We start from the raw sequence: 13,356 nt of genomic DNA, 5'->3' as shown, positions 1-13,356 counted from the left end.
TCAAATTTTTCTTTAGACATTGATTGTCCCTCAAATGTAATACAAATCGGTGGTGAGTCACCACATTAACCAAGTATCATATTTAAATCAACATAATACTAACTTAAAATCAGCTCTGAATGATAACAGATAAAGCTATCTAGTGACAAGCATTAAAGCAGGCAAATTCAATATTTTAGAAGTTTAGGAAATTAACAAGAGTGGTGCTGATAGGCAGATTTGAACTGCCGACCTCACCCTTACCAAGGGTGCGCTCTACCAACTGAGCTATATCAGCAATTGGAGCGGGCAGCGGGAATCGAACCCGCATCATCAGCTTGGAAGGCTGAGGTAATAGCCATTATACGATGCCCGCATATTCAAACTCGGCTACCTAAATGCTTCAATTAGCTATTGCTAATATTAGATAATGGTGGTGGGGGAAGGATTCGAACCTTCGAAGTGTGACACGGCAGATTTACAGTCTGCTCCCTTTGGCCGCTCGGGAACCCCACCCCGAATCTTTTTTAAATTTGTCTACTTAGGAAAATGGTGCCGGCTGCCGGAATCGAACTGGCGACCTACTGATTACAAGTCAGTTGCTCTACCTACTGAGCTAAGCCGGCCTAAGTGCTGCGCATTATGAACTAGAACATTTAACCTTGCAAGCAAAAAAAACAAATTTTATTTTGTTTGCTTAAAAAAAAATCAAAAACATAAAAAAGACCTGAAATATGATCTATTTCAGGTCTTTTTTTGATCAAAATTTAATTTATATTATTTCTTTTTAGCTACTCTTTTCTTAGGAGTCTGGACACCTTTAGCCGCTGTATGCACAGCTACATCTTCGCTAATATCACCTTTGTCTTGATATACGCGACCATAATAAGTATCAAGCAAAATTTGCTTTAACTCCGCAATTAGAGGATAACGTGGATTTGCACCAGTACATTGATCATCAAATGCATCAACTGCCAATTGATCAACTTGTGCTAAGAAAGTATTTTCATCCACACCAAATTCTTTGATAGAGAATGGAATATCAAGATCTTTCCTGAGCTGATCTAACCAGCCAATTAATTTTTCGACTTTGGTTTCATTTTTATCAGATGCAACAGTTAGCCCTAGGTGATCAGCTATTTCCGCGTAACGCTCTATGGCATTCGGGTAACCATATTGACTAAACGTACCTTGTTTAGTTGGTTTGTCGGTCGCATTAAAACGTACAACATTGCTTATTAACATCGCATTTGCTACACCATGTGGAATATGGAATGCCGCACCAATTTTATGTGCCATTGAGTGACAAACACCAAGGAATGATTGGGCAAAAGCGACACCAGCTAAGGTCGCTGCACTATGAACTTTTTCACGTGCAACTGGATTTTTAGCACCTTCTCTATAACTAGCTGGTAAGTAATTTTTTAATAAACTTAATGCTTGTAACGCTTGTCCATCAGAAAACTCGCTGGCCATAACTGACACATAGGCTTCTAATGCATGTGTCACTGCATCATAGCCACCTGCCGCACAAAGTGAGCGAGGCATATTCATCACTAAATTAGCATCTACAATAGCCATATTAGGAGTAATTGCATAATCCGCTAATGGATATTTTTGACCCGTTGCATCATCAGTAACAACAGCAAATGGTGTCACTTCAGAACCAGTTCCTGATGTCGTTGTTACACAAATTAATTTTGCTTTTTGCCCCATATTTGGAAAGTGGCAAGCACGTTTACGAATATCCATAAAACGTAATGCTAATTCTTCAAATTTTGTTTCAGGATGCTCATATAAAACCCACATAATTTTTGCTGCATCCATTGGTGAACCACCACCTAATGCGATAATCGTATCTGGTTGGAATGCTTGCATTGAGTCAGTACCCTTACGCACGATACTTAATGTTGGATCCGCTTGAACATCAAAGAAAGTTTCGCAAATAACGCCTTGCGCTTCTAATTGATCAGTGATTTGTTTTGAGTAACCATTATTAAATAAGAATTTATCTGTTACCAAAAATACACGTTTTGCGCCTTGCTCAACTACTTCATTTAAAGCAACAGGTAGTGAGCCACGTTTAAAATAGATAGAACTTGGTAGTTTATGCCATAACATATTTTCTGCTCTCTTAGCGATGGTTTTCTTATTAATTAAGTGTTTCGGTCCAACATTTTCAGATACCGAGTTACCACCCCAAGAGCCACATCCTAATGTTAAAGATGGCGCTAAATCAAAATTATACAAATCACCAATACCACCATGAGCTGCCGGTTGGTTAATTAAAATACGGCAAGTTTTCATTTTACTACCAAAATAAGCAATCCGTTCACGGTTGCTATCTTGATCAGTGTAAAGGACAGAAGTATGCCCCATACCACCCATTTCAACTAATTTTTCTGCTTTATCAACCGCTTCAGAAAAATCTTTCGCTTTAAACATAGCAAGCGTTGGTGAGAGTTTTTCATGAGCAAATGGCTCAGATAAATCAACTTTACTCACTTCGCCGACAAGCACTTTCGAACCAGCTGGCACTTTAAAACCTGCCATTTCAGCAATGTTTGTTGCTGGTTGACCAACAATATTGGCATTTAACGCGCCTTTATCATTTAAAATAATGCCTTGTACTGCTTTGGTTTCTTTCGCATTTAAGACATATGCGCCATATTGAGCTAATAAACGGCGCACTTCATCATATACAGAATCAACCACGACAATAGCTTGTTCTGAGGCACAAATCATACCATTATCAAAGGTTTTAGACATAAGTACAGAAGCTACAGCACGTTTCAAATCTGCTGTTTCGTCAATAACAACAGGCGTATTACCGGCTCCAACACCTAATGCTGGTTTACCTGAACTATAAGCTGCTTTAACCATACCCGGTCCACCGGTCGCTAAAATAGCTGCCACATCATCGTGATGCATTAACGCATTAGATAACTCAATAGATGGTTCATCAATCCAACCAATAATATCTTTTGGTGCACCGGCTTTTATTGCGGCATCTAACACAATTCGAGCAGCTTCAATCGTTGATTTTTTTGCTCTAGGATGTGGAGAGAAGACTATTGCGTTACGTGTTTTTAGACTAATTAAGGATTTGAAAATTGCGGTAGAAGTTGGATTAGTGGTAGGAACAATTCCACAAATAATACCTAAAGGTTCTGCTAAAGTGATGGTACCAAATGGTTCATTTTCAGCTACTACGCCACAAGTCTTATCGTGACGATATTTATTTAAAATATACTCAGCAGCAAAAAGGTTTTTTATGACTTTATCTTCAACAATTCCCATCCCTGACTCAGCAACAGCTTGCTGTGCAAGAGGGATTCGTTCCGCAGCTGCGGCGGTTGCTGCTGCCACAAAGATTTTGTCAACTTGCTCTTGAGTATAAGTTGAATAAGTCTCCTGTGCTTTTTTGACTCGAGCCATTAACTCATTTAACTCATTCATATTAGTTACTGCCATAAATTTCTCCTTGAAATAAAAAAATAAATCGGGATCGTTTGGCGTCTTCCATGAAACTATTTAATGCTTAAGCATAATAACAAAACGAAATTAACGTTATCGTAAATCAGATTTTTACTTTATACAATAATATATTGCATAAAAAAAAGCATGTTACTAAAAGTAAATAATTTATTTATAGCTGTGTTCAGTAAAAAAAAGCAATGGATAATTAAAAAACGAACAAAAAAGAAACTAACATGAATAAAAAAGCAACTATTATTTAATACCATCTACTATGAGGAAAAGAAAATAGGGTTGTTTAGAAAAATCAGGTGTTACACAATTTATTTAACACATAACTAACGGCCACAAAACCAAAGGTAGCTGTAACTGTTGTAATTGCACCAAACCCCGATTCACAGTCCATTTTTTTAGGGCCTTCAGCATCACTTTTTGTAAAGCATATTTGTCCATTTTTTGCAGGATACGTTAATTGTTCAGTCGAAAATACACAAGCAATGGCATATTTGCCTTTACTATCTTTGTTTAATTTATAATTATGCTTTAGCTTTTCACGTAATTTCGCAGCTAATGGATCTTGAATAGTTTTGGCTAAATCAGCAATTTTAATTTGTGTTGGATCTTTTTGCCCACCAGCCCCGCCAATGGTAATTACTTTTAATTTTTGTCGCTTACAATATGCAAGTACCGCTGCTTTATCATTTACACTATCAATTGCATCGATAATATAGTTATACCGTGGTGATTGCTTTGTTCCCAAATATTCGCCGACATTATCTATATTAATAAAATCATCAATTTCATTCACCACACATTCAGGATTAATTTGTAAAATACGCTCTGCCATCACTGAAGTTTTAGCTTTACCTATATTAGATTTTAAGGCATGAATTTGACGATTAGTATTTGTCACGCATACATCATCCATATCAATTAAGGTAATTTGACCAATACCACTACGAGCGAGCGACTCTGCAACCCAAGATCCCACACCGCCAACACCAATTACACAAATATGTGCTTGCGAAAAGCGTTGCAAAGCCGACTGACCATAAAGCCTTGCAACACCACCAAAACGTTGAAGATAAGATTCTGTATTCATAGACAATGATTAATGGTGCTTATACTCAAACACCTACTCTCCTGAAACTTTTTCACAAATTATAACTGTAATATTATTTTATAAACAAGTTATTAATAAGTATTAGTGATACTATACCCTTTCAAGAATAAAACACTAAATTTCTAGCTCTCATAAAGATCAACTAATCATCCCGATGATGCGCAATAAGTAGGATACTATTTGTCATTAATTGTATTCGTTTGAGTTATTAATTTTCCCTACAATAAAACGTTGTTAACTATAATTAAAGAGGAAATAAAGAATGCGCAAACCCAAAAAGCTACTTAATGATCCCAATAATGTCAGACAAGAAGTCATGCAAGGGTTGATCTATGCCTATCAGGGGAGATTGACTGCGATTTCTGAACATTGTGCCGTTTATGGTAACCATATTGCCAGCGATCAAGTAGTTATTGTCTCAGGTGGTGGTAGTGGTCACGAACCAACCTTTGCAGGATTCATTGGTAAAGGCGGTATTGATGGCTGTGCAATTGGCGAAGTTTTCACATCGCCATCTCCAGATCAAATTATTGAAGTAACCAAAACTATAGAAAAAGGAAAAGGCGTACTATTTTTGTTTGGCAACTATTCTGGTGACGGAATGAATTTTGATATTGCAGCCGAAATATTAGAAGAAGAAAATGTTGTCATCAAAACGATTCGAGCAACTGATGATATTGCCTCGGCACCATTATCTAAGATTTCTGATCGTCGTGGCGTTGCTGGTATTATGTTTTTATACAAAATTGCTGGCTCTGCCGCACAATTTGAAAAATATGATCTTGAAAATCTCTACCAAGTAGTATCAAAAGCAAACAACAATGTACGTACCATTGGTGTCGCCCTAGATGGATGTGCATTACCTCAATCAAATCATTTCAATTTTGAATTAGATGATAACGAGATTGAAATTGGTATTGGTATTCATGGAGAAGCAGGATTGCGTCGACAAGCTATAACATCATCTGATGAAGTTGTTAAAGAGATGATAGACAACCTGTGCGATGATTTACCGTTTAAAAAAGGCGATCGAGTGTGTGTATTAATTAATAATTTAGGCGCACTTAGTAACGCCGAATTGTTCATCGTAACACGTAAAGTCGGTATTGAACTGGATACACGCGGAATAATCAGCCACGATGTCGTTGTTGGCCATTTTTGTACATCCCTTGAAATGTCTGGTTTTTCAATTAGCTTAATGAAATTAGATGAAGAATTGCAGCATCTTTATGATTTACCTTGCCAAACACTAGGATGGAGAAAATAGAATGAATTTATTACAAGTTCGTAAAATGATGTTATTTACCGCCGAAAAAATGGTCGAAAGTGAGCCTGCATTAACCACATTAGATCAAGTAGTGGGCGATGGTGATCACGGCATTGGCATAAAACGTGGATTTGCAGCTATCATGGTGCTACTACAAGACGAAAAATTTCAACCAACTAATATAGGTGATTTTTTTACGCAAATTGGTACAAAATTAATGATAAGTATGGGCGGAGCTTCTGGTGCTATTTTTGGTACTTTATTTAGAGCAGGCGGAAAAAGTATTACAGGCGTAACAGAGTTTGATTCTGATACATTATCAAAACTCCTTAACGAAGGTTGGCAGGCAGTCTATCAACGTGGAAAAGCCAAACCAGGTGATAAAACGATGGTTGATGCCTTAGCCGCTAGTGCAACAACCGCAGGTCAATTAACTTCTTTGAAATTAATAGATGCGCTACCTAAAATAGCACAATCTGCTATGGAGGGCGCAGAAAAAACAAAACAGATGATCGCTGTATTTGGACGAGCTAAAAATTTAGGAGAACGCACAATTGGTCACATGGATCCAGGGGCGGCTTCAATGGCATATATTTTGAAATATATGAATGAATATATCCAAACCCAATAAAACAATAAATCCGCCGATATCATCGGCGGACATCCTCATCGCAATATCGATAAAAGAATATTCTAAGTATTATTGATAAAATGTCTAAGTATTCAAACAACATCTAATTTTTTAAAATAAAATTTTTTACTGATTCACTATTTTTCTATTAATTGACTAAAATAAATAAACTAAAAATTATTTTTTAAATTTAATTTGTGAAGGATAGGCCCAACGCTGTAACTCCTCTGACGGAAATCCACCTGGATCTTTACCACCATTAAGCAGTAAAGCGTGATAGTATATTTCAGCCATCTCTTCAATATATGCAGCTTTTAATACAGCTTCATAAGGATCTTTGTCTACTGCAATAGCACCATGCTTTTCCATTAAAATGGCATCAGCTCGTTTTATCGGTTCTATAACGCTATTTGAAAGGTCTTGAGTACCCGGTCGCCCATAGGGTGCAACAGGGATCACACCATCTTTTAAATTAAGAATTGCACACTCATAAACAACGGCAGGAATAGGTTTTGCTAATACGGCAAATGAAGTTGCAAAAATAGAATGCGTATGTGAAATAGCAAAAATATCTGGGCGAGCTTTATAAATCTCAAGATGCATTAAACACTCACTGGTTGGTCTCAATCCGGAATCGGCTTCAATAACATTTGCATCAAGATCCATCACAACAATATCCCGAATTGTTAACAACTTTTTATCAATTGTTGTTGGCGTGACAAGAACATACCCCGAATCTTTATCACGAACGCTAGAATTACCTGCTTTATGTTTACAAAGCCCCCACTCACTCGATGTTTTAGCCATATCGACCACATATTGTTTTTGTATCTCTAACATTGTGTAACTCCTATTTTGACAAGATATTCATTGATAATTGGCAAACAATTCCCAAATTTCATGGCTACTTTTGGCATTTCGTATTCGCGTTGCGCCTTCGTGAAATTCTAATAATTCATTTAATTGGGCTAGTGCTTTAAGGTGTTTTTGTGGATTATTTGTTGCTAAAACAACAATTAAATCAGCTTGCATATAACCACAAATAGTGAGTCTTTCTGATAGTTTAAGTAAAGACATAGCGACTTTATTTACACCATCATCAATGCCAGCATGGGCAATAATTAATCCATCGACCAGCATAATATAAGGTTGTTCAAATTGGATTTTATTAACCATTCTTTCAAGATAATAACTTTCTATAGATTGATTGTTTAACAGTGGCTGCACAGCTAATGCCAACGCATCTTGCCATGTTATTTCAACCTGTTCGATAATATGGATATGTTCTTTTTGCATTAAGTCTGCTAGTGAGGGAATTTCCTGTTGCGTTATTAGTACGGGGTTATCACTCATTTCATCGTTATAAAGGTATGCAGTTAACTCCTTTTGCAGTGCTTTTTTATCTTTGATATTGCTATATTTTTCAATAATTAACATCAGTTCATCAACTTGAATAATGCTAGGATCAATGCCTTGTAAAGTACCAATTACTTGATGACGAAAAGCATTTTTATGAAAATTATTTAGTGAAGGATTAACAATAAATAACAATTTATCGGTAGATAAATGTGAGGTAGAAAAAACAATATCGTAATAGTGATGATATTTTTCAAACTCTCGTTTAGACATAGCATCAGAAAAATGTAATTCTGGGAGCAATACTTGTAAAGTCAAGTAAAGATAAGTTGAGACAGTTGCACTATTTTCACAAACAAAAATAGCTATCTTCTTTGTTTTAATTCGATTAATCAAACCTTCTCGAGTTAACCAACCGCCCAATAGTACCGTAATAAAAGCGACTTCTTCATCTGGCATATTACAATGCAATATTTTTTCAAAAGGGGAAATCGCTTTTCGTACCATTTCATGTAAGTGACCAAATTCTTGCAATACGATGTCATATACACTGTTAATATTAGAAATATGATATCGAATACGATAATAAGCAGGTTTCCAATGCTGATAAATACGTTCAATCAGTTCGCTCTTATCTTTAAAGGTAATGCAACTAATATGTTCAAAATTAGCAATAACCTCAACGACACTTTCTAATAGCACTGCATCTAAATGGAAATATTTATCGGATAGAGTTTGTATATTAGAGCTTTGCACTAATACCATTAAAAAAATTTGCTCATTAAGATCAATAATACCAAATTTTTCAATGAGCTTTTTCAATAATTGAAAATCACGACTATTTGCAACTTCAGTATAATTTTCAGGCAAATGCTCAATTTTTTTATCGGTTTCTATGCGCTGTAGCATAAAACAAATAAAGTAAGTCAGCTCTTGCAACTGTTCATCAGTAAAAACAATTTTTAATTTTTTTTCTATTTCACAAAAAACCTGTCCTACTTGTTCTAAACGACCTTGGGTAATAATCTCATTTTCTCTAAAAATTTTATCAGCTATTGGCATACTAATAATTCGACGAATTAATTTGAGCAGCAAATAACGTTTGTCGATTTCCTCTCCGATAATACGATAACCATTCTCACGATCATAGGTAATTTGTAAATGATATTGAACAATCATTGCTTGTACTTTTTTGATATCATTAATAACAGTGTTTTGACTGACAGTAAGCGACGAAGAAAGATGTATTAACGACATCCTTTCCGTTCTAATTAACAGAAAAAAGAGCAGTAAATGAACTCGTTCATCTTCAGAATAAATATAACGTCCAATAGCAAGCGATACTGGCTCATCCCTAAAGGTTTCGATCACTAATTTGGGAACACTAAACTTACCTGTTTTAAATCGTTTAATTAATTCAAGATTAGATGATTCAAGAAAGCCATTAATTTTCTTAATGGTATAACTAAGTTGTTTACGGGTTAATCCAAATTCAGATTGAAGCTCAACGCCACTCATATTTGGATTATGAATTAATGCTTTTAAAACTGCATGAATTCGCTTATCGACAACCATATAATAATTACCTTATTGTTCGTTGTCTGGTGGTAAATAACATTACCACCAGGTTTACTGCAAAATATGTTCAACGAATACTTTAGATCTCATTTATTCATTATTTTTTTCCGCTATATCCTGCATGGTCTCTTTACGCAGTTCACGAGCATAAAAGAAATATCCCGTACACCAATAAATAGCAAAAAACAATGGAACAAAATAGCCTTGCATGCATTGCCAAATAAATGAAAATGCATAAGTAAAAATAGGCGCATCGATAGAACTATTTGAAATTAGCTGATTGGCTGGAATATCAATAGCCTTAGTTGTTAATCCTAAATCGGTAATAATCGGTGCAAATTGAGTTCCAACAAATAAGAAAAATGGCACACCAATAATGGCTAAAATCACCATTCTTAATGTGTTTCCTTTAGTTAAAATATATGCAGGAACAATAAGTGCCAGATTGATAATGCCAGCAAAAGGGAGAAGTTTGTTACCCGGTAAAATAACAGCCCAAATTAAGGTAAAAGGAATAGCAACAATTACTGTAAACCAAATCTCGCTCGAACCACCCATAAATGGCCAGTCCAAACCAACAAATAATTTACGCCCAGCAAATCGTTTATTCATATAATCACTAATTGCTTCAGAAATTGGCGATAATGCCTGCATAAATAACTTAGAGATCATTGGGAATAACATAAGCGCAGTAGCGGCTTGTACACCTAGCATTAAGATAGCAGCAACATCATAACCAGCAATGATCCCGAAAATCACACCTAATAAAAAACCAATCACATGATTTTCAGCAAATATACCAATTTTGGAACGTAATGTTGCTGCGTCCATTGGTTTATTTAAAATAGGTATTTTGCGAAGGAGTAGATCAAAAGGATAATAAATCGCACTGAAAAATAACATTCTATGAGTACAAGTTACCCCCGGAATACCCGTGAGTTTTTCAATTCGATGTTGGTTAATATCCCCCGAATTAAGCTCTAATATGATCTGCAAAGTAGCAATAATAAAGGCAAGAGGCAAAGCCGCAACAGCACCTAAAATTGGGGTAGCGACGGCAACCACAATAAATGCGGTAAAAATTTTCCCCCACACATTCCATAAGTCTGCGTTAAAGGTATCAGTCTTTTTTAATACCAACATTAAAATATTGACACCCACTTGCAAAGGAAACATAAGAAAAGCATATGGCCAAGCCCAAGATACATTCGCCATAGTTGTCCAACCGCCATCGATAATACTCAATTCAATCCCTGTTCGTTCCATCATAGTTTGCGCAGCTAAGCCAATAGCACCAACCATAAAGCCAATTAACATACTCATACCAACAAATGCCACACCTAGCGTAATGGCAGCCGAAGCACCATCTCTAAATTTCATGCGTACAATTAACCCAGCAATTAGCATAATGAATGGTACAAAAACTGGCGCACCTAAATTCAAAATATAATTTATAATTGTTCCTAGAAATTCCATATTTGTACTCCTATTTACAGGCATCAATAATTTTTTGTAACTCCGCTTCCATATTTATTCCTGTTAGAAAAGCAATACCATTGATGACAGCAATAGGGTACTGTTTTTCAATTTTAGTTATCGCTATATAAGCAGCACTATTTTTAATGTGAGTATCGACAGATTTCAGATCCACAACTTCTACTTTTATCTCATCAATATTCCGTTCTTTTAATAAACGAGTAACCTTACTTGCAACAGTTTGTGATGTAGCCACTCCACTGCCACATGCAACAATAACTTTTTTCATAATGCCTCCTTATAAATTAATATTGGATGTCAATAGTGTAAAAATTTCATGTTTGGTTTTTGCGTGATAAAGTTCTTCTAAAAAATGCGAATTCACAAAGCAAGACATCAATTTTTGCAATAAATCAATATGTCCATCTTTTTGATTAAACCCTAACAAAAATATAAATTTAGCCTTTAATACACGGTCATTATTTGCCATTTCACACCATGGAATGGTTTCTTTTGCTCGAGTAAAAAAGATAAACGGCCTAATAACATGTTCTACATCAGTATGCGGCATTGCAACCACATAAGGCTCGGTTGGTAATGCGGTAGGAAATGAAGACTCTCTTTGTTTAATTGCATCTAAAAAGGAATGATTCACATAACCTCCACTTTTTAAAATAGGAAACGTAAAATCGAAAAATTGATTTGTATTTTGAAAGTTTTTATCTAAAAGAATCAAATCTACAAAAAACATTTGGTCGTTAGATTCATCTCCCATTTCATCCTCCATCATGATGTGATCAGCAAACTTTTAGAAATATTGTTAATTTGCTATTGCTAGAATTAAATCAACACTAATTTGATAGTATTAATTGTAGGAAATTAAGATAAAACAGACGAATGGATTTGATACCAAATAATATCCATGATATTGCGCATCATAGGGATAATTATGTTGTAACAATAAGATTCATTGACTGGCCAGATTTAAAAATATGCTATTGTGAACATAATAAATGAGCTAATGTTCTGATATTCCGCCTGCTTTAGTACAGACGGAATGAGGAAATAACGAGATTATTAAAAATTGATACATTAATTTTTAAATGAATGAATTGGAGCAGGAATTCGCCCCCCACGATTGATGAAATCACATGATCCAAATTTGCTTACCGGCATGACCGGTGCATGACCTAATAAGCCACCAAACTCGATATTATCGCCGACTTTTAAACCCACCGCAGGAATAATTCGTACCGCGGTTGTTTTATGGTTAATCACCCCTATTGCGGCCTCATCAGCAATAATTGCTGAAATAGTTTCAGCTGGCGTATCACCGGGGATTGCAATCATATCGAGTCCAACGGAACACACGCAAGTCATTGCTTCAAGTTTTTCAAGATTTAGTGCACCGTTATTGACAGCATCAATCATCCCTGCATCTTCAGAAACAGGGATAAATGCTCCGCTTAAACCACCAACATGACCACATGCCATCACGCCGCCTTTTTTTACCGCATCATTAAGCATTGCTAGTGCTGCTGTTGTGCCATGCGTGCCCACTGCTTCTAATCCCATTTCTTCTAAAATATGAGCAACCGAGTCACCAATGGCTGGCGTTGGTGCTAACGATAAATCGACAATGCCAAATTTAACACCCAAACGTTCGGAAGCCTCTTTACCAACTAGTTGCCCCATTCGTGTAATTTTAAATGCGGTTTTTTTGATGGTTTCAGCAACAATATCAAAAGGTTCACCTTTAACTTTTTCCAGCGCTCGCTTAACTACACCCGGTCCACTAACACCCACATTTATAACACAATCAGCTTCACCTACACCATGAAAAGCACCGGCCATAAATGGGTTATCTTCAACTGCATTGGCAAACACAACTAACTTAGCGCATGCCATACTGCTATTATCTGCAGTTAATTTCGCCGCTTCTTTGATAATATGCCCCATTTGCTTTACAGCATCCATGTTGATCCCTGTTTGGGTTGAACCAACATTAACTGATGAACAAACTCGTTCGGTTTGTGCGAGTGCCTGAGGAATAGATTTAATTAAAATTTCATCGCCTTTATGATAGCCTTTTTGCACCAGTGCCGAAAAGCCACCAATAAAGTTAACGCCCACCGCTTTGGCAGCTGCATCAAGTATTTTGGCAAACGCGACATAATCTTTATCATCGCTTGCACCAGCAATTAATGATATAGGTGTAACAGAAATACGTTTATTGATAATTGGAATACCAAATTCTGAGGTAATCTCATCGCCAACTTTGACCAAGTTTTTAGCTAAGCGTGTGATTTTGTCATAAATTTTTTGTCGTGCTTTTTCACCATTACTATCTATACAATCAAGGAGAGAAATACCCATGGTTATTGTACGGATATCAAGCTTTTCTTCCTCAATCATTTTAATGGTTTCGAGGATCTGTTTTGTTTCCATTAATACTCTCCTTTTATAAAA

At 36.0% G+C, this 13,356-nt stretch carries 10 protein-coding genes and 4 tRNA genes; 2 read left to right on the top strand and 12 right to left on the bottom strand.

Features of this window, described 5'->3' with window-relative positions; all coding sequences use genetic code 11:
• Positions 1-201 precede the first annotated feature (201 nt).
• The 6 genes from BQ5209_RS06495 to tcdA all read right to left on the bottom strand — a co-directional run bounded on the left by BQ5209_RS06495 (position 202) and on the right by tcdA (position 4,558).
• A tRNA-Thr gene (locus BQ5209_RS06495) sits at positions 202-277 on the bottom strand.
• A gap of 3 nt (positions 278-280) precedes the next feature.
• Positions 281-355: transfer RNA gene (locus BQ5209_RS06490), tRNA-Gly, on the bottom strand.
• A 55-nt stretch (positions 356-410) separates the two neighbouring features.
• Positions 411-495: transfer RNA gene (locus BQ5209_RS06485), tRNA-Tyr, on the bottom strand.
• Between the two features lie 34 nt (positions 496-529).
• Positions 530-605 (bottom strand) — tRNA-Thr (locus BQ5209_RS06480).
• 151 nt (positions 606-756) lie between these two features.
• A complete protein-coding gene (adhE, locus tag BQ5209_RS06475; protein ID WP_085247730.1) occupies positions 757-3,453 on the bottom strand; it encodes a bifunctional acetaldehyde-CoA/alcohol dehydrogenase in 2,697 nt (898 codons plus the stop codon).
• Positions 3,454-3,763: 310 nt separating this feature from the next.
• Positions 3,764-4,558, bottom strand: a complete 795-nt coding sequence (gene tcdA / locus BQ5209_RS06470) for a tRNA cyclic N6-threonylcarbamoyladenosine(37) synthase TcdA (RefSeq protein ID WP_085247729.1) — start codon at positions 4,556-4,558, stop codon at positions 3,764-3,766.
• A 283-nt stretch (positions 4,559-4,841) separates the two neighbouring features.
• On the opposite strand from tcdA, the gene BQ5209_RS06465 reads away from it, so the two are divergent.
• Both BQ5209_RS06465 and dhaL read left to right on the top strand, forming a co-directional pair.
• Positions 4,842-5,846, top strand: a complete 1,005-nt coding sequence (locus tag BQ5209_RS06465; protein ID WP_085247728.1) for a dihydroxyacetone kinase subunit DhaK — start codon at positions 4,842-4,844, stop codon at positions 5,844-5,846.
• 1 nt (position 5,847) lies between these two features.
• A complete protein-coding gene (gene dhaL / locus BQ5209_RS06460; RefSeq protein ID WP_085247727.1) occupies positions 5,848-6,477 on the top strand; it encodes a dihydroxyacetone kinase subunit DhaL in 630 nt (209 codons plus the stop codon).
• A 177-nt stretch (positions 6,478-6,654) separates the two neighbouring features.
• Here dhaL and BQ5209_RS06455 read toward each other — a convergent pair whose 3' ends face one another.
• From BQ5209_RS06455 to BQ5209_RS06430, 6 genes are all read right to left on the bottom strand, one after another.
• Positions 6,655-7,317, bottom strand: a complete 663-nt coding sequence (locus BQ5209_RS06455) for a class II aldolase/adducin family protein (protein WP_085247726.1) — start codon at positions 7,315-7,317, stop codon at positions 6,655-6,657.
• A 27-nt stretch (positions 7,318-7,344) separates the two neighbouring features.
• Entirely contained in the window at positions 7,345-9,408 is a 2,064-nt protein-coding gene (locus BQ5209_RS06450; RefSeq protein ID WP_085247725.1) for a BglG family transcription antiterminator, read from the bottom strand.
• A 93-nt stretch (positions 9,409-9,501) separates the two neighbouring features.
• On the bottom strand, positions 9,502-10,887 hold the full coding sequence (locus BQ5209_RS06445; protein ID WP_085247724.1) for a PTS galactitol transporter subunit IIC: 1,386 nt from the start codon (positions 10,885-10,887) through the stop codon (positions 9,502-9,504).
• Between the two features lie 10 nt (positions 10,888-10,897).
• On the bottom strand, positions 10,898-11,176 hold the full coding sequence (locus BQ5209_RS06440; RefSeq protein WP_085247723.1) for a PTS sugar transporter subunit IIB: 279 nt from the start codon (positions 11,174-11,176) through the stop codon (positions 10,898-10,900).
• Between the two features lie 9 nt (positions 11,177-11,185).
• The gene (locus BQ5209_RS06435; RefSeq protein ID WP_167370321.1) at positions 11,186-11,662 is read right to left on the bottom strand and encodes a PTS sugar transporter subunit IIA; all 477 of its coding nucleotides are present in this window, start codon (positions 11,660-11,662) and stop codon (positions 11,186-11,188) included.
• A 317-nt stretch (positions 11,663-11,979) separates the two neighbouring features.
• Positions 11,980-13,335: a PFL family protein gene (locus tag BQ5209_RS06430; RefSeq protein ID WP_085247721.1), complete on the bottom strand. Its 1,356-nt coding sequence runs from the start codon at positions 13,333-13,335 to the stop codon at positions 11,980-11,982.
• Between the last annotated feature and the right edge of the window lie 21 nt (positions 13,336-13,356).

This window comes from Gilliamella mensalis (assembly GCF_900103085.1).
GTDB lineage: Bacteria > Pseudomonadota > Gammaproteobacteria > Enterobacterales > Orbaceae > Gilliamella > Gilliamella mensalis.
The sequence above is the reverse complement of the archived record's forward strand: the minus strand, read 5'-3'. Positions and strand labels throughout refer to the sequence as shown.

Coding starts and splice junctions, on each gene's coding strand:
- BQ5209_RS06435 (WP_167370321.1), bottom strand. CDS start 11,662: ATGGGAGATGAATCTAACGACCAAATGTTTTTTGTAGATTTGATTCTT.
- adhE (WP_085247730.1), bottom strand. CDS start 3,453: ATGGCAGTAACTAATATGAATGAGTTAAATGAGTTAATGGCTCGAGTC.
- tcdA (WP_085247729.1), bottom strand. CDS start 4,558: ATGAATACAGAATCTTATCTTCAACGTTTTGGTGGTGTTGCAAGGCTT.
- BQ5209_RS06430 (WP_085247721.1), bottom strand. CDS start 13,335: ATGGAAACAAAACAGATCCTCGAAACCATTAAAATGATTGAGGAAGAA.
- BQ5209_RS06450 (WP_085247725.1), bottom strand. CDS start 9,408: ATGGTTGTCGATAAGCGAATTCATGCAGTTTTAAAAGCATTAATTCAT.
- BQ5209_RS06455 (WP_085247726.1), bottom strand. CDS start 7,317: ATGTTAGAGATACAAAAACAATATGTGGTCGATATGGCTAAAACATCG.
- BQ5209_RS06465 (WP_085247728.1), top strand. CDS start 4,842: ATGCGCAAACCCAAAAAGCTACTTAATGATCCCAATAATGTCAGACAA.
- BQ5209_RS06445 (WP_085247724.1), bottom strand. CDS start 10,887: ATGGAATTTCTAGGAACAATTATAAATTATATTTTGAATTTAGGTGCG.
- dhaL (WP_085247727.1), top strand. CDS start 5,848: ATGAATTTATTACAAGTTCGTAAAATGATGTTATTTACCGCCGAAAAA.
- BQ5209_RS06440 (WP_085247723.1), bottom strand. CDS start 11,176: ATGAAAAAAGTTATTGTTGCATGTGGCAGTGGAGTGGCTACATCACAA.